Here is a 19269-nt window from a genome sequence, read left to right on the forward strand (position 1 = left end):
CCGCCCGAACACTCGCCGTCTGCGGATCGTCGACTCCGCCCGCCGGGGTTCGTTCGTGGACCCGGCCGGGCGGTACCCCGCGGGCGGTGAGCCAGCGGTCCGGGGCACCTCGGCCGGTCGGCTGGCGATCCGGGGTGTCTCGGGCCGGTCCGGCTGGCGATCCGGGGTGTCTCACCCGGGAGTGCCGGCCAGGTTCGAGCGAATCGGCTCCGGCAACCCCTGACGGGTGGCCGACGCCCGGCGGCGGGATGAGACGCGGCGTGGATGCGTACGGGAGAGGGAAGCGGGGGCGGCGCGCCCGGCGCCACCCCCGCATGGTCCTATCCGGTCAGACCCGGCACTGCCATGTCGTCGCGTCGTAGTAGTTCACGAAACGGTCGATCGTGGCGGTGGTGCCGGTCGTGTACGCGCAGACCGTGGGCAGGCTGATCGCGTAGTAGGTCGGGCCGGCTCGGCTGTACGAGACGCACTGCCAGTCGTAGACCGTGGTGCCGACCAGGATCGACGCGCTGTGGCCGGTGGACGTGCAGTAGTTCTCGAAGTCCGGGGTGACGACCGTGGCGGTGACCCGCCAGCAGCCGGCCGACGTGGGATCGGTGAAGTCGCCGATCCGGTCGACGGCCTCGGAGGTCGAGTACGCCCACTGGCAGGCGGCCTCGAAGGTGAGGTCGGCCAGGGCGCCGTCGCCGGAGACGCAGTGCCAGTCGTAGGCGGTCGACCCGGTGAGGGTCGCGTCGCTGTAGCCGATCGACCGGCAGTACGCGCCGAGGTCGAGTCCGCCGAGGGATTCGGGGGTGGACGCGGCCTGGGCGGGGCTCACTGCCGCCAGCACGCCGGTGAGACCGACGAGCAGCGCCAGCAAGAACTTGCTGATGGAACGCATAGCTCTCCTGAGGAGTGCACGGTGGATTATGGGCGTTCCCAACCTATCGGGATCATCCATCCATGCAAGACCTTGCAAAGAGAACGTAACTTCATTCATCACCTGGACGCGATTGCAGGTTCAAGCGGATCGTCGTGCCGCCGCCCGGGGTGTCGGCGAGCGTGATGCCGCCGCCGTGACGCTCGGCGATGCGCAGACAGGTGGCCAGACCGATGCCGTAGCCCTTCCGGGACTCCGGGTCGACCTGCGCGAACATGTCGAAGATCCGGTCCCGGTGCTCGGCCGGGATGCCCATCCCGTTGTCGGCCACCGTGACGGTCCAGCCGCCGGGCGCGGGGGAGCAGCCGACCCGGATCCGTGGCGTACGGTCCGGGTGACGGTATTTGATCGCATTGTCGACCAGGTTCTGCAGCAGCTGGCGGAGCAGCGTCGGGTCACCGGAGACCACCGGCAGCCGGCCTTCGGTGGTCACCTCGGCGCCGGTGCTCTCGACCAGCGTGTGCAGGTCGGCGGTGACCTGGGACATCACGTCGGCCAGGTCCACCTGGTGCGGCACGCACGGCGCGTGGCCGGCTCGGGCGTAGTTGAGCAGGGCCTGGACCAGCTGCTGCATCCGTTCGACGGCGCGCAGCGAGCCGTCCACCCACTTGGCGCCGCGGTCGTCCAGCTGCGGGGCGTACAGCGCGTGGAGCATCTCCAGGTAGCCGTGCGCGCCGGCGAGCGGGCGGACCAGGTCGTGGCTGACCGCGGCGGCGAAGCCCTCCAGCTCGTCGTTCGAGCGCTCCAGCTCGGTCACCGCGGCCTGCAGCTGCCGCTCGCCGAGGGCCGCGGCGATGGCCAGGGCCGCGTTGAGCCGCGCCTGACGGCGGCGTTCGAAGAGCGAGACCAGGACGTCGCCCAGGTCTTCGAGGCGCCTCAGCTGCCGTTCGTCGAGCTTCTTGGGTACGACGTCGAACACGCAGAGCGTACCGAGGGCATGCCCGCTCGGCGTGATCAGTGGCACCGACGTGTAGCTGCGCACGGTGTGCAGGCGGCCGTCGACCCACGGGTTGTGCTCGTACGACGGGTGCAGCCGGGCGTCCGGGGTGTGCACGGTGTGCCCGGTGCGGAAGTGCACGTCGCACATGGACGAGGTTCGTGGGGTGTCCGCGCCGTCGAAGCCGACCGTGGTGAGCTGGCACTGCCGGTTCTCGTCGATCAGGTTGAGGCTGGCGGTCGGCATGTCGGCGATCATGGCCGCGACCCGGACGACGGCGGAGAGTTCGTCGTCGGCGGGCTGGTCGAGCAGCTCGTACTCGTGCAGCGCGGCGAGGCGCTCCCGTTCGAGCGGGAGGAGGAGGGTGGCGGACACACCCGTTCATCGGCGTCCCACCGGGGATCCTTAGCACGGCTCCTACTTGCTGAAGGCGTCCTTCAGCTGGAGGGCGGCCGGCCCGACCAGCACCACGAAGATCGCCGGGAGCATGCAGAACATCACCGGGAAGATCAGCTTGACCGGGATCTTCTGGGCCAGCTCCTCGGCCCGCTGGCGACGGCGTACCCGCTGGTCGGCGGCGTGCTCGCGGAGGATGTTGGCCACCGAGATGCCCAGCTCACCGGCCTGCACCAGCGCGGTGACCAGGCGTTTCAGGTCCCGGACCGTGGTACGCGCGGACATCGAGCGCAGCGCGTCCGCCCGGGCCACGCCGAGCCGCATCTCCTGGAGCACCCGGTTCATCTCGTCCGCGGTCGGCCCGGCCATGGTCCGCGCCACCTGGTCCATCGCCGAATCCAGGCCCAGGCCCGCCTCCACGCCGATGACCAGCGCGTCCATCACGTCCGGCAGCGACCGGAGCAGCCGTTTCTGCCGGTCCACGCCCTTGTTGTAGAGGAGGTACTGCGGGACGAAGAAGCCCACCACCAGCCCCACTATCGCGCCCAGCCCGGCGCCGGCGCCGCCCCGGAGCACCTGGCCGATCAGCGCGGCGAAGACGCAGGTGGCCCCGGCGGCGAGCGGCCGGACCCGGATCATCCGGTTCAGCGGCCAGTTCGGCGGGTTTCCCGCGTAGTCCAGCAGCCGGGTCAGCCGGTGCCGGTCGGCCGTGGTGGTGAAGAGCTCGCCGAGCCGCTCCAGCACCAGCCGGGCGATCGACCGCAGCCGGGCGCCCAGCCGGTTGCCCCGGGTACGGGTCACGGTGATGCCGGCACCGTAGACGGCGAGCGCCCGCAGGATCTGGTCGCGGCGCGGCGGCGGCAGCACCACCGCGGTCGCGGCCAGCAGGATCGCCGCGACGATCCCGGCGATCGCGCCGATCAGGACGACCGCGGGGGTCACCTCAGACCTCGACCTTCACCACGGCACGCAGCCAGATCACGCCGATCAGCATCGAGAAGGACGCGCCGCCGATCATCGCCCAGCCCAGCGGCTGGTGCAGCATCGGGCTCAGGTACTGCGGCCGGGTGAACCAGATCATGCCGGTGGCCAGGAACGGCATCGACCCCAGGACGTACGCGGAGATCCGCCCCTCGCCGGAGAGTGACCGGATGTGCCGGTGCAGGAAGGCCCGCTCGCGCATGGTGTCGGCGGTGGTCTGCATGACCTCGACCAGGCTGCCGCCCACCTCCTTCTGCAGGCGCAGCGCCATCACCAGCCAGAGCATCTCGGAGCTGTTCAGCCGTTCGCCGATGCGCTCCAGGGCCTCCTCGAACTCGCCCGAGATCCGGGACTCGGAGAGCGCCCGGCGCAGCTCCACCGCGACCGGGCCCTCGTCGTCGCGGACCGCCGCCTCGATCGCCTGGTGCAGGGTGAAGCCGGAGCGCAGCGAGCTGATCATCAGCTGCAGGGCGCCGGGTAGCTCGTCGGTGAAGACCTTCTCCCGGTGCTTGATCCGGTAGCGGAGCACGAAGTTCGCGCCGAGGAAGCCGAGCAGCAGGCCGGCCGGGACGCCGAGCAGCGGCGGCAGCAGGAAGGGCAGCACGATCGCGGCGGCGACCGCGGCGTGCAGGCGGATCGCCATCCACTCGGCCGGGCGCATGGTGCCGCCGAGCCGGTCCAGCAGCGGGGCGACCTTCGCGGCGTGACGGGCCAGGGTGGGGAGACGTTCGACGAGGCGGCCGCTCGCGGCGATCCACCGGGTGATCAGGGGCGGCTTGGTGGTCTCCCGCTGGACGGCGTACTGGCGGAGTGCGGCGAGCCGGCGCTGGATCGGCGGCTTGCCCACCGTCGCCTGCAGCACCACCCAGGTGACCAGGAACATCGCGCCGGCCGCGGCGACGGCGGCCAGGATTCCGAGACTCATCACGGGTCACCGCCGGGGTGGGTCGGGGCGCCGTCCGCCGGTGAACATGCTGGGCGGCAGGCTCACGCCGTACATCTGCAGGTCGTCGGCGAACTGCGGGCGGATACCGGTCGACCGCAGGCCTCCGGCACTGCCACCGGGCAGTTCGGAGCCGGCCGTGGCGTCGTACACGAAGATGTCCTGAAGGGTGACGACGTCGGACTCCATGCCCACCACCTCGGTGATGTAAGTGATCTTGCGGGTGCCGTCCTTGAACCGGCTGACCTGCAGGATCATGTCGACCGCGGAGGCGATCTGGTCACGGATCGCCTTGGCGGGCAGGTCCATGCCGGCCATCAGCACCATGGTCTCCAGCCGGGCCAGCGCGTCCCGCGGCGTGTTGGCGTGCAGCGTGGTCAGCGAGCCGTCGTGGCCGGTGTTCATCGCCTGGAGCATGTCCAGCGCGGCGGCGTCGCGGACCTCACCGACCACGATCCGGTCGGGGCGCATCCGGAGCGAGTTACGGACCAGGTCCCGGGTGGTGATGGTGCCCCGGCCCTCGGAGTTCGGCGGGCGCGACTCCAGGCGGACCACGTGCTCCCCGCCCAGCTGCAGCTCGGCGGCGTCCTCGATGGTGACCACCCGCTCGTCGAGCGGGATGAAGCCGGAGAGGATGTTCAGGATCGTCGTCTTACCGGAGCCGGTACCCCCGCTGACCAGGACGTTGCGCCGCCCCTTGACCGCGCCCTCGAGGAACTCCGCGGCCTGCCGGGTCAGCGTGCCGTAGTTCAGCAGGTCGCCGACGGTCAGCGGCACCGAGGAGAACTTGCGGATGGTCAGCGAGGAGCCGTCCAGCGCGATCGGCGGCACGATGGCGTTGACCCGGCTGCCGTCCGGGAGCCGGGCGTCGACCATCGGGCTCGCCTCGTCCACCCGGCGGCCGACCCGGGAGCAGATCCGGTCGATGATCCGCCGCAGGTGCGCCTCGTCGTCGAACTCGGCGGTGACCAGCTCCAGGCGGCCGAAGCGCTCCACGTAGATCTGCCGCGGCCCGTTGACCATCACCTCGCTGATCGACTGGTCGCGCAGCAGCGACTCGATCGGGCCGTGGCCGAGCACCTCGTCGACCACCTCGCGGATGATCCGGGCCCGGTCGGTGCCGGAGAGCGGGGTCTCCTCCTTGGCGAGCAGGTCGTTCAGGGTCTCGCGGACCCGGGTGTCCAGGTCGTCGCTGGCCGCGGCGTTGACGTACAGGGTCGGGCCGAGCTCGTCGGCGAGGCGGCGCTGGATCCGCAGCCGGACCTCGTTGACCTGGTCGACCGGGCCCCGGCCGGCCGCGCGGTACCGCTCGGTGCCGCCGCGCTCGGCGCCCTGGTTGGTGTTCCCGCTGTTCGGGGGCGTGCCGCCGCCGAGGCGTGACGAGAGGCTCATCAGCTCACCTTCTTCTTCCGCAGGCCGAACATGCCGCGCCGGGGTTCCTCGATCACGGTCTGTACGCCGGTGCACCGGTCGGCGAGCTGCCGCATCGCCCGGCTGAACGGGTGCAGCGGGTCGGTCATCACGATCGGCTCGCCCTGGTTGACCGAGACCGGCACGTCGCGGCTGGAGGGGGCCAGCACCGCGAACGGCATGCCGACGGCGAGCTCCACCTCGGCGTGACTGAGACCGACCAGCGTGTTCGACCGGTTGAAGACCAGCAGGCGTTTGTCCCGCGGGTAGTCCAGCAGGTCGAACATCTCCGAGGTGAGGCGCACCGTCTTCAGCGTGGGCAGGTCCGGGGTGACGATCGGGACGTACCAGTCGGACATGTCGAGCGCGGCGAGCACCTGGTCGGTGACGACGGCCGGGGTGTCCACCACGATGAAGTCGTAGAGCGGGCGGGCCACGTCCAGCAGCTCCACCACGAACTCCCGCCGGACCTGCTCACCCTCGGCCGGGCTGGCCGGGGCGAGCAGCGTGTCCAGGCCGTTGCGCCACGCCGTGACGATCGAGCGCAGGCCCGCCTCGTCCAGCCGGCCGGCCATCGCGAGACCGCCGGCGATGCTGCGCTCGGGGGAGAGCTTCATCATCATCGCCACGTCGCCGAACTGCAGGTCCAGGTCGACCAGGAGCACCCGCCGCCCGCCACCGGCGAGCGCCACGGCCAGGTTCACCGCGACCACGCTGCGGCCGCACCCGCCCTTCCCGGCGAAGACCGTGACCACCCGGGCGTACGGTGCCTGCTCGGCGCTGCCGCGCAGGGTGGTGCTGAGCGCCTTGGAGAGATCGACCGAGCGGACGGTGGCGGCGCGCAGCTCCTCCTCGTCGTCCTCGGCGACGATCTCCCGGATCCCGGACTGCAGGCACCGGAGCACCACGTCCGGCTCGACGGTGGGCCGGATCAGCACCACACCGATCAGCGGCCGCTGGAGTCGCTGGTACGCGGTGAACATCAGCGCCTCGTCCAGGTCGACCTGCGCCCCGATCACGACCAGCATGTTCTCCGGGTACCGGGACAGGTACGCCTCCAGCTCGGTCATGTCCTTGAGCATGGTGCCGCCGATCGACTGGAACTCGGCGGTCCACCGGTGCCGTCGCTCGTCGTCGGGTTCCACGTACACGTAGAGGCTCATCGCACCACCCAGCTGGTGTCGACCGCCGGGCCGGTGGAGGGCGTCGCGTTCGGGCCGAGCAGCGCCAGGTACAGGTCCCCGCTCTGCACGGCGTGGATGAGCCGGAGCGAGTCGGTGTCGTCGACCGCGAGCGTGACCAGGTAGCGCTCGGTCTCCTGGGTCTCCACCGCCGAGGCGCTGGCCAGGGCCTGCTCGGCGGCGGCCCCGACCATCGGGGTACTGCCCGGGGTGGCGGTGACGCTCGGCAGCGCGGTGGGTTCCGGAGCCTCGGTGAGCAGCCGCTCCGCCTCGCCGATGGTGATGACCTTCGCCCGGGGGAGGATGAGCCGGGTCATCGGGATCTCGTCCTTGTCCGCGTTCGCCAGCTTCACCTTGTAGGTGTAGTAGACCGCGACCTCGTCGCCCGCCGTGATGTTTCCGGCCACCTGCGGCGCCACGCTGAGAAGAACCGAAACGGCGAGAGACTTCTTGGGTACGGGTATCCGCTCGGTGTGTTTCGGTGCGGCCGGGGCCGGCTGGAACAGCGTGCGCATCATCAGCTGCTTGGGCTGGAGGGTGGTCACCAGGCGCAGCTTGTTCAGGTCGTCGTCCCAGGTGGTCATGGTCCCCTCGGGCACCGTCTCGGCGGGGACCAGCAGGCGCTCGGTGAGCCCCTCGCGCTTGATCTCCGCGCCGCTGGTGTTCGCCGGGATGCGCTGCTTGGCGACGAGCACCCAGACACCGGACTTGCTCTCCAGTGCCCGCCGGTCGGCCGACGAGGCGTACGCGTGCACCGCCACCCCACTGATCCCAGCCAGGAGGAGCGCGGCCAGCAGGATCAGGATGCGCCGTCGCATATCGCCAGTTTCTCAAGCACAGGTCACCCGGTGCGGCCGATTACCGTAGCCCCGAAGTTCTGTGTGTCCGCGAAGGCGGTCGGCATGGGCTGCGGGATGAGTGATTTCGTGAAATGCCCGTAGATGCAGGTCTGCAGCAGGCAGGTCGCCTGTTGCAGCACCGGGATCAGGTTGGGCAGCGGGGTGACCGTACCGAGCAGGGTGGCCCGCCCGGTCACCACGAACGGCGCGAAGCCGACCACCCGGAACGTGGAGGAGAGCAGGTTGGTCAGGCCGAGCACCTGATCCCAGATCGGCACCAGGATGACCTGGCCGTTCTTGCTGCTGTCGAGCATGGCGAGGCAGGAGCTGGTCGTGGTGGCGCCCCAGAGCAGCGTCGACGACGACGAGTAGTAGTAGTTCGTGGTCGGTGTGCTCGCCGCGACGTTGTAGATCTTGCAGTTCGCGTCCGGGAGCGTGTTGCCCGGCCCGTTGAGGAAGGTCCAGCCCTTCTGGAACGCGATGTTGGCCGGGCAGGTGCCGAGCGGCGGGTTCGCGATCGCGATCGTGTCGTCGGTCGGGCTGGAGAGGCCGAGCAGGCCGTACACGCCGGTCTGCTGGAGCAGCGGGTCGAGCGCGCCGAGGCCCTGGAAGACCGTGCCGTTGGTGGTCATCCGGTCGTAGTCGCACTTCGAGATGCTCAGCGCGGAGGAGGTGGTGACCTGCGGCACGCCCCAGGCGACCCGGGCGCACGCGCCCATCCGGGTGCCGGTGTAGTTGATGCCGGGGATGGCACCGGCGAAGACCGGCGGGATGGTGGTGCGGTTGTCCGGCGTGAACGTCGACGTGCGTACCTCGACGTACTTGTACGAGGTCCCGGTGGTGTACGGCGCCGTCTTGCACTGTGCCGGCGTCGACCAGGTGGGGCAGGTCTGCCCGCCGATGCAGACCTGCACGGTCGAGACGGTGTCCCGCGAGTTCCGGTTCGCGTACAGCTGCGCGTTCGCCTGTTGCAGCGCGTTGGTGCAGTTGGCCGGGGTGTTCACGCACGACTGCGCGACCTTCCAGGAGGCCGCGTCCGCGCCGCTCTGCAGCTGTTCCTTCTCGAACTGGAGCAGCCCGATGTCGATCACGAGGGCGCACATGCCGAGCAGCACACCGGTGCCGAGCATGACGGAGACGAGGGCGACGATGCTGCCGTGCTCCCGCTCGACCGGTTCCGGGAGCGAGAGGCGGGGGATCAGCCGACGCATGACATGACGCCGGTAGCGGTGATCACGATGGTGTTCATGGGGCCGCTGCCGACCATGTTCACCAGGCCGACCATCGGCGTGATGGGCGCGAAGGTCCGGGCGACCACGACCTTCGCGTCGGTGCCGACGCCGGACGAGCCGGTGCACACGCTGGTGGTGGGGTAGATCAGGGCGCTGGTGCCGGCGATCTGGCCGACCTTGGCCTTCACCACGGTCACCGAGCTGTTCAGCGCGCCGTACCGGGCACCCTCCCGGGCCGCCTCGGTCAGCTGGATGTACTGCTGCAGCAGCCGGCCCATGTCGACGATGCCGAAGAGCAGCAGCAGGAGCAGGGGCATGACGATCGCCGTCTCGACGGCGGCCACCCCACGGTCCCGGTGCCCGTCGCCCCGGGGCGTGCGCCTCCGGCGGGCGCCCCGGGCCGGCTTGCGCGCCGGCCCGGGGTGGGCGTCGTCCGGAGTGCTGTGCCGCAGGACGATGACGGCATCGCCCGGATCAGAACTTGATCTGGTTGGTGAGGTTGGTGAAGACGTCGCCGATGTGCGTACCGAACGCGCTGATCGCGATGATGCAGACACCGGCGATGAGGGCCGCGAGGAGCGAGTACTCCACGGCGGTGGCACCCTCGTCACCCCGGCGACCGGCGAGAACGGTGCGGACGTAGTCGGTGAGCAGCTTGAACTGGTCCATGTTCGCATCCCTGCTATCAAGGGCCACCCGGCTCGGCGGCTTCGTGCCATTCCCTTCGGATACCTCGGACGGATCGCTGAGCCGGTGGCGGTTGCAGGCAGGGTGGTTCCGGTTGCGGATCCGCTATCGCGGGGAGACGTCCGCGTCCTGCGCCAGAACCGAGCGCAGCAGGCCGGCCAGCCGGTCGGCGGTGTAGGGCTTGGCGAGGAATGGCGATCCGGCACGGATCAGCCCCTTCTTGATCGCGATGTCCTCCGGCACCCCGGAGACGTAGACAATCTTCATCGACGGCCGGACGGCGGCGGCGGAGCGGGCCAGCTCGCCGCCGGAGACCCCGGGCAACCCCAGGTCGGTCAGCATGATGTCGATGTTGCCGCTGTGCACCCGGCAGGTCATCAGCGCGCTGACCGGGTCCTTCGCGGCCAGCACCGTGAACTCGCGCATCTCGAGCATCTGCGTGGTGAGGTCACGGAGATCCTCGTCGTCCTCGACCAGCAGGACCACCGGGCCAGCACGCTCGCTTGCTTTCCACATCGTCTCTCCCCCGCCCCCGAGGAAAGCGGACAGCCGCCCCCTCATTCGTCAACTTATCCAGGTACCCGGGAAAAGGGTGACGATTCGCGGAACGGTGACCGGCCACCCGCTTCCGTGGTAACCGGTCACCGGCCCGGTCAGGAGACGACCACGCAGGCCTGCGCCGCGGTGTACGTGTCCGCGAGCAGCGTCCCGCAGATGAAGGTGTCGGCGAGGACCGTGTCCACCGGGTCGAAGGAGGCGGTCGCCGTACCCGAACTACAGGTCACCTCCTTCACCTTGGCGAACTCGGCGCCGCTCGAGTCGGCGCCGGAGACCCGCAGCATCAGGCTTCCGCTGCAGCTGGACGAGGCGGTGAAGGTGACCGTCACCCCGCTGACACTCGTACCACTCGCGGTCACGGCGGTGCACACCTTCCCCACCGAGTCGTCCGAGGGCGCCTCGGTGAGGTACACCTTCGCGCACTCGCTGCCGTCGGAGCTGCTGCTGGCCGACGCGCTCGCGGAGGCGGAGGCCGACGCGGAGGTGGTCGCGGAGGCGGAGACGGTGGCGGAGGGCTCGGCGCTCGCCGAGGCGCTGGGGCCGGTCGCCGGGCCGGCCTCGGTCGTCGCGGCGTTCGCGATGGCCACGCCGGCACCGGCGAGCGTGGCCAGTACGGCCGTGATGATCGCGCCGTTGGTCAGGGTGCGCTTGCGCATGGAGATTCCTTCCAGGACCCATTGCATGAGGGGAATACATGGATGCCGGCTCACCGTGCGGCCGATTCCTCTAAGGACCGTGAGAGATTGCTGTCAATCAGCCGTGGGCATGGGGACAGGAGATCCACAACTAAAATTCAGGAATCAAGGGAAAATCCAGCTCGGATACAGTTTGGAGCCACTTATACAAGCATTTACATATCCTTTAGATATCATTAACACAGCATTAGTTCCTAACTTCCCCGGCCATGACCGATCTGCACCGGCCGGCGTTCCCGGCTCGCTCCGCCCTGTCCTCCATCGCCGACCGGGCCCTGTCCCGGCGCGGCCTCTTCCGCGGCCTCGGCGCCCTGGCGTTCTCCGCCGCCGCCGTCGGCGCGGGCCTGGAACTCGCCGCACCGGCGAGCGCGGCCACCACCGCGAGCGGCACCCTCACCATCCCGACCCTGCTCTCCGGCACCGACAGCGACGGCACCACGGTGTACGAGCTGACCATGCAGACCGGAACGACCGAGATCCTCAGTGGGGTCAGCAGCGACACCTGCGGGTTCAACCAGGACTTCCTCGGCCCGGTGATCAAGGTGACCCAGGGCGACACGGTGCAGATGAACATCACCAACAACCTCGACGACGTCAGCACGGTGCACTGGCACGGCGCGCACATCCCGCCCTCGGTCGACGGCGGTCCGCAGAACACCATCGAGGCCGGCGGCACGCTCTCGCCGTCCTTCGAGATCAACCAGGGGGCGTGCACGCTCTGGTTCCACCCGCACGCCCTGGAGACCACGTCCGAGCAGGTCGCCTCCGGTCTGGTCGGCATGCTGATCGTGGACGACGCCACCACCGGCGCCGCCGCGCTCCCCAACGACTACGGCGTCGACCAGTTCCCGCTGATCGTCCAGTCCCTGCCGGTCAGCTCGGCCGGCGTCATCCAGCCCACCACCGCCGGGCTGCTGACCAGCACCACCACCTTCCCGGTGCTGGTCAACGGGTCGAACGTGGGCGTCGACGGGACGCCGACGCTGGAGGTCTCGGCCGGCCGGGTCCGGTTCCACATCCTCAACGGCTCGATCACCGACATCATCACCATCACGCGTACCGACGGGGAGGACCTCACCCAGGTGGCGACCGACGCGGCCCTGCTCTCGGCGCCGCTCTCGGTCAGCAGCCTCCAGCTGGTCGGCGGCGAGCGGGCCGAGATCGTCGTGGACGTGACCAGCTCGGACAGCGCCATCACCCTGCAGGCCACGGTCGAGGCCGGCGGCGCGCGCGGCGGCAGCGGGACGACCTCGATCCTGACGCTCACCTCCACCGCCACCAGTGCGGCCGACGACCTGCCGAGCTCGCTCAACACCTACACCGCGCTGGACGTGAGCAGCCCGGACGCCACGCGGACCATCGCGCTCTCGAACAGCGGCAACACCATGTACATCAACGGTGTCTCCGGCACGTCGATGACGGCGATGGCGTCCAGCGAGATCATGACGACGATCGGCGCCACCGAGGTCTGGACCATCACCAACGCCACCGGGCTGACCCACTCGTTCCACCTGCACGACGTCCCGTTCCAGGTGCAGACTGTCGACGGCGAGGCACCCACCGACGGCTGGACGGAATGGAAGGACACCATCCTCATCTCGCCGCAGAGCACCACCGTGATCGCCATGCAGTTCACCGATTACGCGGACGACACGTACGGCTACATGCTGCACTGCCACAACACCATTCACGAGGACGAGGGAATGATGGCCATGCTGATGGTCATGTCCAGCTGAAGAACCGCGATCCGGCCGGGGGTGCGCCGACTGCCGCGGCGCACTCCCGAGCGTTCTCCGCAGCGTTTCTTTCACCGCCTTTCTCCCGTACGGGTTCCGCAGCAGGCCGGAGAGGCGCAACTGAGCGGCACCGGTCAGGGTCCGTCCCGGCCACCCGGCGCCCGCCATCGTCATACCCGCAGGAAGTTCCGAACCTCTGTACCGAACCCAGGGAGCGAACCAGAATGCAGGTCCTGCTCAACCCGCACGTGCCCGCCACCGGCTTCAACCGGGACGTGCTGCGCGACCCGGCACGCCTCCGGTCGGCCGCCGCGGCCCTGCCCGGTCCGGCCCAGCGGACCGGCACACCCGTGCTCGACGGCCTGGTGACCCAGCTGGCCGCCACGCTGCCGGCCACCGCGTGCGCCGCCACCGTGGTGCTCGCCGACGCGGTGCTGCCGCTCGCCGTGCACGGCCGCCCCGACAAGATCATGGAGGTCGCCGAGGGCGTCCCCTGCGAGTGGTCGCCGTGCCGCCTGGTCGTCGAGACCGGTCTGCCGGTGCTCATCTCCGACATCCACAACGACCCGAACCACGTCGACAACGACCTGGTCCTCCGCCTCGGCCTGCGCTGCTACGCCGGGGTGCCGGTCCGGGACGCCGACGGCCTGGTGATCGGCAGCCTGATCGCGCTGGACAAGGCGCCGTACGCGTTCTCCCTGGAGACCCTCGAGGAGCTCCAGGCCCACCTGATCGAGGCGCAGAGCGCCCTGACCGCGCCGGCCGTCTGAGATGACGACGACGGACCTCGCCGCGGCACTGGACGCCCTGCCCGAGATCGGTAAGCCGATCTTCCTGGTCCTCGGCGACGGGATCAACTTCCGGTCCCGGCTGGAGGCGGTCGACGGCGACACGTTCCGGGTCACCTCGCCGCTGGAGACCGCGGCCCCGGCCGGCGTCCGGCCCGGTCACGTGCTCGACGTGTTCTGGGCGCCGCCGCGTACCCGCGTGGTGATGCCCTGCCGGCTGGCCGGCGTCGCGGACGAGGCCCCGTACCACTGGATCCTCGCGCCGTCCGGCCCCGCCGAGCAGAGCAACCGCCGCGAGTTCGCCCGCGGCGGCGCCGGTGCGGCCGTCCGTCTCGTCGCCGAACTGGACGACGAGAGCGTCGAGGGCCGCCTGCTCGACATCAGCGAGGGCGGCCTGCGCTGCGCGATCCCGCGCTCGCCGCAGCTGCGGCCGGGCGACCGGATGCGCGCCGTCCTCTGGCTCGGCACCGGCGAGGTCCAGCTGGAGGGCGCCATCCACGACATCCGCGACGCCCACGACGACCCGGGCCAGAACCTGATCCTGGTCTTCCAGACGAAGGACCCGGTCGCCCAGATGATCAGGCAGTACGTCATCGCGTGGGAGATCGGCGAACGCCGCCGGGCGGTCCGGGGGTAGCCGTGCTCAGGGGAGCGCGAGATGCGCGCGCAGCGTGCTCCCCTCGTACGCGGTCCGTTAGACGATCCGGCGGGTCCGCCGCGAGGCGTGCCGTGGGGCGTGGTCGCCGCCGGTGGCGGACGGTGATCGTACGGTCGCCTGAAGTGTGGTGATTTGAGAACCGGCACCGGAGGCGGCACTATGCACGGGTGCGCCGTTACCGAATCGGAATTCTCGCTGTCGCGGCCACCGTGATCGTGGGCGGTGGCGGCCTCATCGTGATGGGCCTGACCTCGGGGAACGACAGCGGTGGCGGCCTGCTGCCCAGCTCGCTCTCCCTCGGCGACCCCTCGCCGAGCGCCTCGCCCTCGCCGACCGGGCCCACCAAGGAGGAGCTGGCCAAGATCGAGCGGGACAAACGGGTGAAACAGCTCGACGCCGCGCTCAAGAAGCTCGACGCCACCTCGCCCGAGTTCTCCGTCGCCGTGCTCGACAAGACCACCGGCGAGAAGTACGCGTACCGCGGAACCGAGCAGTACGACACCGCGAGCATCGTCAAGGCGCAGATCCTGGCCTGCATGCTGCTCAAGTCCCAGGACGCCGACCGCGACCCGACCTCGGGCGAGATGGCGCTGGCCAAGCCGATGATCCGGCTGAGCGACAACAACGCGACCACCTCGCTCTTCCAGCACCTCGGCGGCAAGACCGCGGTCACCAAGTGCAACAAGCGCCTCGGCCTGACCAAGACCGACGTGAACAGCTCCTGGGGCCTGACCCGGACGACCGCGAACGATCAGGTCAAGCTGCTCTCCGAGTTCGTCGACAAGAACGGCCCGCTCGACACCGACTCCCGCAAGACCGCCGAGACGCTGATGAGCACGGTCGACTCGACCCAGGACTGGGGTGTCCCGTCGATCGCCAAGACCGGCGAGGAGACCACCGTCAAGAACGGCTGGGACACCCGCTCCGCCGACGGCGGCCTCTGGGCGATCAACACCATCGGCCGGGTCACCGACGACGACACCGACGTCTCGGTCGCCGTCCTCTCCCACGACAACCAGACCATGGACGCCGGCGTCACCCTGGTCCAGAAGGTCGCCGCCCTGACGAGGCAGTACCTGAAATATTGAACCTGAAGTACCGATCCCCACCGGCCGTGCGCGGAGCGGGGATCGGTGGGCCCGGAACCGGGTGCACGTGGGTCAGCCGCGGTGGTGCTTCTTCACGAAGGTGTAGCCCGGTGCGAGCGGGCCGTCCTCGATCTGCTCGCTGTCGATCGCCTGCTGGTGCAGGGAGAGTTGCTTCTCGGAGGGCTGCGCTCCCGGCGGGAGTTTCCTGATGAACCCGGTGACCCAGTGCTCCCGGTGCGGGCCGTGCTCGCCGCCCTCGCCGTCGTCCTCACCCGGGTACGCCGCCGGGTCGACCAGCGGGGCGTAGAAGAGCATCTCGACCGGATCGTCCCCCTCGGCCGCGGGGTAGCAGGGCTCGCCCTCGGCGCCGAGGGTGCCGGTCACCCGGGTCACGTAACCCTCGCGGATCAGCTGGTCGACCGCGTTCCGCATCAGGAAGGTGCCCTTCTTCCCCCGCCCGAGACCGGAGCGGGCGGCGAGGCCCTCCTCGGGGATGAGTGCGCTGCCGTCCTCGAAGACCCGGCCCAGCCGGCGGACGGCGGTCAGCACCATGCCGCGGTTCGAGCGGAGATCCTCATAGTCGGCGGTGACGGTGGCCGGGTCGTACTCGTGGAAGAAGTCGACGCCGTCGACGCGGGCCGGCTCCTCGGCGGGAGTGGTCCGCAGGACCACGAGCTCCTTCATGGGCTGCCAGGTGAGCGTGACCAGGACCCCCGGATGTACGTCGTCCGGCCAGGCCAGCCCGGTGAGACGGGGCTCGGGCACGTGCTCCAGCCGGGCGTCGAAGCTCACCTGGCCCGCGGTCAGCCCGTGCACCCGGTGCGCCAGCACGACCTGTACGGTCTCGCGCTCGCCCAGGACCTCCGCCACCTCCGCCGGCAGCGTGCAGAACGCTCCCTCGAGATCCACCCGCCGCAGGGCGAGCCGCCGGGTCACCGACCGCACCATCAACCTCCCGTTCTCCTCCGACCGAGAAAGATACCTGGTCGTGGTGGCTATCGCCCGTAGCCCGGGGCGCCGCCGGGAGCGCCGCCCGGAGCCCAGCCGGGCGGGGGCGGAGCCGAATAGCCGCCCTGGCCCTGCGGGGCGTTGCCCGGCCCGGGAGCGTATTGGGGGCCGGAGTGCTGCCAGTTCCCCGCGAACTGGGCGGCGGGATTCTGTGCGGCCATCGGATATCCCTGCGGCGCGGCCATCGGATGCCCCTGCGGCGCGGCCATCGGATGCCCCTGCGGCGCGGCCATCGGATACCCCTGTGGTGGCCCAGTCATCGGATATCCCTGCACCGGCGGTTGCCCGGCCATCTGGTAGCCGGGGTCGGGGTTCGGTGCGGTCATCGGGAACGCGGGAGTCATCGCCATCCGCGCCTGGACGGCGGGTGACGCGTGCGCCAGGAGCGCCGGGTTGGGCTGGAAACCGGTGGCCATGGTCCCGCTCATGCCGTGGGCCGAGAGCTCGTTACCCGGGCCGGTCTGCCGCAACGTGCCATGAGTGACGTTGTGGATGTCCTGCGGAGCGGGGGTGTACGGCGCCAGCGGCCGATCGGCGATCTCCTGCAGCTTCGGGCCGTCGGTGTACCGCTGCGCCACCTGGATCCAGTTGTATCCGTCCGCCTTGCGGGGTTCCTGGTGCTCGTAGAGGTGCAGGTTGGCGACCGTGAGCTGGTGGTACGGCGCCATGATCGCCTGCCGGGTCCAGTTGCAGTAGACCATCGACTCGGGCTCGTTCTCCGGCCCGATCCGGAGCAGCACGTGGTTCATCCGGGGCGCGCCGTGGTCGGATTCCTTGAGATCGATCTCGGCCATCGTGTCGCCGCCGCGGCTGGTGGGGGCGCCGTTCGGGGCGATGCCGCCCAGCTTGAGGTTGAACCGCTCGGTGGCATCGCTCAGGATGTCGCCGCAATGCCCGTACTGGAACCTCTGGAGTGCCACCGCGCTCTGCGCGTTCTCGATCTTGAGCTGCTGGATGTCGCTGTACACCCGGCCGCCCATCGGGTCGGGTGTGCTGGGATCGATGCGCGCCGACTTGTCCCGGGTCTTCTGCAACGCGATCGCGATGGCCGCCCCCTGGGTGGCCTGGTGTACCGGATCCTGGTTCGCCGCGGCGATGCCCGCCATGTCCTGCTCCGCCTTCACCGCGGTGCCCACGGCCAACCGGGATTCCAGCAGGGCGCGCTCGTACATCGGCAACGCGTTGACGAAGCCGGCCTGCCGGGCCAGTCCGGTGAGGACCTGGCCGTCTTCCCGGGACACGTAGCTCTGGCGGGCGGCCATGTCCAGGTTGCCGAGCTGGGTGCCGAGCTGGCCGTAGACGGCGCGATAGTTCTGCTGGAGACCGCCGAAGTGCCGCTGCTCCGACTCGGTGAGGCTCAGATAGTTCTGCCGGCCCTCGCGGAGGATGCGGTAGTTCTCGGCCGCGTTACGGAAGTCCGTCGCCGCTTGCGGATTGTTGGCGAAGACGCGATCCGCTACGGGTTTCGCCTTGTCGAGAAAGGTCAGCAGGTCATCCCGCCACCCCTGGACCCGCTGCTGTTGGGCCCCGATGTGGTGGCCGGAAAGCGGTGGTTGGTTCGGCTGCATGGATACCCTTCGTCGCGTCAGGCCGGCGTGGATCGCCGGTCTCACTACGACGCGAACACGGCGTGGGTTCACCGCGAATGCGCGAATCGTGGCCTTCGGCGCGCGGGCTACTCTGAACACGTCGCAAGATCCACCCCCGGGGAGAGCCGATGGAACCGCAGATGTACGTCGACGGCGAGTGGCGTGGGGCCCGAACGGGAGCGACCGTCGCCGCGACCAGTCCGGCCACCGGGGAGACGATCGGTCTGGTCCCGGACGGGGACCGTACGGATGCGAGGGAAGCCATCGCGGCCGCACGCCGGGCGACCACCGTCTGGTCCTCGCTCTCCGCCTTCGAGCGGGCCGCGCTGCTGCACCGGGTCGGCGACGTGATCGAGGCCCGGCGGGACGCGCTCGCCCGGACCCTCACCCTGGACCAGGGCAAACCCCTGCGAGCCGAGGCGTACGACGAGGTCGACGAGCTGGTCACCTACTGGCGGATGGCGGCCGAGGACGCCAAGCGCTCCGGTGGACTCCTGCCGCCCTCGGCGACCCGGGGCGCCCGCGCGCTGCTGGTCCGGCGCCCGCGCGGCGTGGTCGGCGTGATCACCCCCTGGAACTGGCCGTACACCATGCCCGCCGAGCTGATCGCGCCCGCGCTCGCCGCCGGCAACACGGTGGTCTGGACCCCGGCGCCGTCCACCGCGATCGCCGCCGTCGCGCTCGCCGAGTGCATCGCCGAGGCCGACCTGCCGCCCGGCGTGCTCAACCTGGTCACCGGCCCGGGCCCTGCGGTCGGCGACGAGATCGCCCGCAACCCCGGCACCGACGCGGTCGCGTTCATCGGCTCCACCGCGACCGGCCGCCTGGTCGCCGCGGCCGCCGCCGGTAAGGCCACCCTGCTGGAGATGGGCGGCAACGGTCCTCTCGTGGTGATGGAGGACGCCGACCTGGACCGGGCCGTCGAGGGTGCGCTGGCCGCCTGCTTCCTCTGCGCGGGCCAGAGCTGCACGGCCGGCGAGCGCCTGCTGGTCCACGCCTCCGTCCGGGACGAGTTCGCGACCCGGCTCGCCGCCGCGGTCGACAAGACGATCCTGCTCGGCGACCCGTTCGACGACGCGACCACGATGGGCCCGCTGAACAACGCCGCCGTCGCCGCGAAGATGGCCTCCCACGTCGACGACGCCGTCGCCCGCGGCGCCCGGATCCTGACCGGTGGCGCCCCCGCCCCGGGCTTCCCGACCGACCTCTACTGGCCTGCCACGGTCCTCACGGACGTCCCGGCCGACGCCCTCGCGGCGACCGAGGAGACCTTCGGCCCGATCGCCCCGATCGTGACCATCAACAGCCTGGACGAGGCCATTTCTTCCACCAACGCTTCCCGGTACGGCCTGCTCGCCGCGATCTACACGGCCGACCTGCAGCGCGGCCTGACCTTCGCCGACGCGGTCCGCACGGGTTGGGTCAACATCAACGAGTCCACCAACTACTGGGAGAGCCACCTGCCGTTCGGCGGCCGCGCGGGCTCCGACAGCGGCCTGGGCCGGGTCGGCGGCGCCTCGGTCCTGGAGGCCTTCTCCGAGCTCCAGACCGTCATCATCGGCCCGTCCTGACCCCGCGCCCGGCCGGCCCCGAGCGCTGTATCCGAGCCCGCGACACACCC

19 protein-coding genes are annotated in these 19269 nt (G+C 70.3%); 5 read left to right on the plus strand and 14 right to left on the minus strand.

Translation table 11 applies throughout. The features are described 5' to 3' along the window. Positions 1–328: 328 nt before the first annotated feature. From AB0M08_RS29005 to AB0M08_RS29060, 12 genes are all read right to left on the minus strand, one after another. Positions 329–883, minus strand: a complete 555-nt coding sequence (locus tag AB0M08_RS29005; protein WP_364499780.1) for a hypothetical protein — start codon at positions 881–883, stop codon at positions 329–331. A gap of 91 nt (positions 884–974) precedes the next feature. Then, positions 975–2234, minus strand: coding sequence for a GAF domain-containing sensor histidine kinase (locus AB0M08_RS29010; RefSeq protein WP_364499782.1), 1260 nt, complete (start codon positions 2232–2234; stop codon positions 975–977). Positions 2235–2276: 42 nt separating this feature from the next. Next, complete coding sequence (locus AB0M08_RS29015) at positions 2277–3197, minus strand: type II secretion system F family protein (RefSeq protein WP_364499785.1); 921 nt, start codon at positions 3195–3197, stop codon at positions 2277–2279. 1 nt (position 3198) lies between these two features. Continuing rightward, positions 3199–4161 (minus strand): type II secretion system F family protein, encoded by a 963-nt coding sequence (locus AB0M08_RS29020; protein WP_364499788.1) that lies wholly within the window; start codon positions 4159–4161, stop codon positions 3199–3201. Between the two features lie 6 nt (positions 4162–4167). Beyond that, on the minus strand, positions 4168–5571 hold the full coding sequence (locus AB0M08_RS29025) for a CpaF family protein (protein ID WP_364499791.1): 1404 nt from the start codon (positions 5569–5571) through the stop codon (positions 4168–4170). Continuing rightward, entirely contained in the window at positions 5571–6752 is a 1182-nt protein-coding gene (locus AB0M08_RS29030; protein WP_364499794.1) for a P-loop NTPase, read from the minus strand. Before AB0M08_RS29030 ends, AB0M08_RS29025 begins: the two co-directional genes overlap by 1 nt. Beyond that, positions 6749–7588, minus strand: coding sequence for an RcpC/CpaB family pilus assembly protein (locus tag AB0M08_RS29035; protein ID WP_364499797.1), 840 nt, complete (start codon positions 7586–7588; stop codon positions 6749–6751). Before AB0M08_RS29035 ends, AB0M08_RS29030 begins: the two co-directional genes overlap by 4 nt. Positions 7589–7611: 23 nt before the next feature. After that, positions 7612–8820 (minus strand): Tad domain-containing protein, encoded by a 1209-nt coding sequence (locus AB0M08_RS29040; RefSeq protein WP_364499800.1) that lies wholly within the window; start codon positions 8818–8820, stop codon positions 7612–7614. After that, a complete protein-coding gene (locus tag AB0M08_RS29045; protein ID WP_364499803.1) occupies positions 8808–9185 on the minus strand; it encodes a TadE/TadG family type IV pilus assembly protein in 378 nt (125 codons plus the stop codon). Before AB0M08_RS29045 ends, AB0M08_RS29040 begins: the two co-directional genes overlap by 13 nt. Before the next feature lie 130 nt (positions 9186–9315). Further along, positions 9316–9510 (minus strand): Flp family type IVb pilin, encoded by a 195-nt coding sequence (locus tag AB0M08_RS29050; RefSeq protein WP_364499806.1) that lies wholly within the window; start codon positions 9508–9510, stop codon positions 9316–9318. Positions 9511–9633: 123 nt separating this feature from the next. Then, complete coding sequence (locus tag AB0M08_RS29055) at positions 9634–10044, minus strand: response regulator (RefSeq protein WP_364499809.1); 411 nt, start codon at positions 10042–10044, stop codon at positions 9634–9636. A gap of 137 nt (positions 10045–10181) precedes the next feature. Beyond that, on the minus strand, positions 10182–10742 hold the full coding sequence (locus AB0M08_RS29060; protein WP_364499812.1) for a hypothetical protein: 561 nt from the start codon (positions 10740–10742) through the stop codon (positions 10182–10184). Between the two features lie 248 nt (positions 10743–10990). Between AB0M08_RS29060 and AB0M08_RS29065 the strand changes: the two genes are divergently transcribed. The 4 genes from AB0M08_RS29065 (at position 10991) to AB0M08_RS29080 (ending at position 15051) form a co-directional block, all read left to right on the plus strand. Next, positions 10991–12517 carry a multicopper oxidase domain-containing protein gene (locus AB0M08_RS29065; RefSeq protein WP_364499814.1) on the plus strand — a complete coding sequence of 509 codons (1527 nt, stop codon included), beginning with the start codon at positions 10991–10993 and terminating at the stop codon, positions 12515–12517. Between the two features lie 224 nt (positions 12518–12741). Further along, a complete protein-coding gene (locus AB0M08_RS29070) occupies positions 12742–13287 on the plus strand; it encodes a GAF domain-containing protein (protein ID WP_364499817.1) in 546 nt (181 codons plus the stop codon). A 1-nt stretch (position 13288) separates the two neighbouring features. After that, positions 13289–13942, plus strand: a complete 654-nt coding sequence (locus AB0M08_RS29075) for a PilZ domain-containing protein (protein ID WP_364499820.1) — start codon at positions 13289–13291, stop codon at positions 13940–13942. Positions 13943–14130: 188 nt separating this feature from the next. Continuing rightward, positions 14131–15051, plus strand: coding sequence for a serine hydrolase (locus tag AB0M08_RS29080; protein ID WP_364499823.1), 921 nt, complete (start codon positions 14131–14133; stop codon positions 15049–15051). Positions 15052–15123: 72 nt separating this feature from the next. On the opposite strand, the gene AB0M08_RS29085 is transcribed toward AB0M08_RS29080, so the two are convergent. Both AB0M08_RS29085 and AB0M08_RS29090 read right to left on the minus strand, forming a co-directional pair. Further along, positions 15124–15987, minus strand: coding sequence for a hypothetical protein (locus AB0M08_RS29085; RefSeq protein WP_364499826.1), 864 nt, complete (start codon positions 15985–15987; stop codon positions 15124–15126). A 59-nt stretch (positions 15988–16046) separates the two neighbouring features. Next, positions 16047–17627: a hypothetical protein gene (locus tag AB0M08_RS29090; RefSeq protein ID WP_364499829.1), complete on the minus strand. Its 1581-nt coding sequence runs from the start codon at positions 17625–17627 to the stop codon at positions 16047–16049. Positions 17628–17776: 149 nt separating this feature from the next. On the opposite strand from AB0M08_RS29090, the gene AB0M08_RS29095 reads away from it, so the two are divergent. Next, positions 17777–19219 carry an aldehyde dehydrogenase family protein gene (locus tag AB0M08_RS29095; RefSeq protein ID WP_364499832.1) on the plus strand — a complete coding sequence of 481 codons (1443 nt, stop codon included), beginning with the start codon at positions 17777–17779 and terminating at the stop codon, positions 19217–19219. Positions 19220–19269 lie beyond the last annotated feature (50 nt).

Source organism: Actinoplanes sp. NPDC051851 (assembly GCF_040681165.1).
Taxonomy (GTDB): Bacteria; Actinomycetota; Actinomycetes; order Mycobacteriales; family Micromonosporaceae; genus Actinoplanes.

What these genes read in the sequence shown, in the direction of transcription:
- AB0M08_RS29005 (WP_364499780.1), bottom strand. Translation starts at nt 883, where the DNA reads ATGCGTTCCATCAGCAAGTTCTTGCTGGCGCTGCTCGTCGGTCTCACC.
- AB0M08_RS29020 (WP_364499788.1), bottom strand. Translation starts at nt 4,161, where the DNA reads ATGAGTCTCGGAATCCTGGCCGCCGTCGCCGCGGCCGGCGCGATGTTC.
- AB0M08_RS29025 (WP_364499791.1), bottom strand. Translation starts at nt 5,571, where the DNA reads ATGAGCCTCTCGTCACGCCTCGGCGGCGGCACGCCCCCGAACAGCGGG.
- AB0M08_RS29030 (WP_364499794.1), bottom strand. Translation starts at nt 6,752, where the DNA reads ATGAGCCTCTACGTGTACGTGGAACCCGACGACGAGCGACGGCACCGG.
- AB0M08_RS29035 (WP_364499797.1), bottom strand. Translation starts at nt 7,588, where the DNA reads ATGCGACGGCGCATCCTGATCCTGCTGGCCGCGCTCCTCCTGGCTGGG.
- AB0M08_RS29040 (WP_364499800.1), bottom strand. Translation starts at nt 8,820, where the DNA reads ATGCGTCGGCTGATCCCCCGCCTCTCGCTCCCGGAACCGGTCGAGCGG.
- AB0M08_RS29050 (WP_364499806.1), bottom strand. Translation starts at nt 9,510, where the DNA reads ATGGACCAGTTCAAGCTGCTCACCGACTACGTCCGCACCGTTCTCGCC.
- AB0M08_RS29055 (WP_364499809.1), bottom strand. Translation starts at nt 10,044, where the DNA reads ATGTGGAAAGCAAGCGAGCGTGCTGGCCCGGTGGTCCTGCTGGTCGAG.
- AB0M08_RS29060 (WP_364499812.1), bottom strand. Translation starts at nt 10,742, where the DNA reads ATGCGCAAGCGCACCCTGACCAACGGCGCGATCATCACGGCCGTACTG.
- AB0M08_RS29065 (WP_364499814.1), top strand. Translation starts at nt 10,991, where the DNA reads ATGACCGATCTGCACCGGCCGGCGTTCCCGGCTCGCTCCGCCCTGTCC.
- AB0M08_RS29070 (WP_364499817.1), top strand. Translation starts at nt 12,742, where the DNA reads ATGCAGGTCCTGCTCAACCCGCACGTGCCCGCCACCGGCTTCAACCGG.
- AB0M08_RS29075 (WP_364499820.1), top strand. Translation starts at nt 13,289, where the DNA reads ATGACGACGACGGACCTCGCCGCGGCACTGGACGCCCTGCCCGAGATC.
- AB0M08_RS29090 (WP_364499829.1), bottom strand. Translation starts at nt 17,627, where the DNA reads ATGCAGCCGAACCAACCACCGCTTTCCGGCCACCACATCGGGGCCCAA.
- AB0M08_RS29095 (WP_364499832.1), top strand. Translation starts at nt 17,777, where the DNA reads ATGGAACCGCAGATGTACGTCGACGGCGAGTGGCGTGGGGCCCGAACG.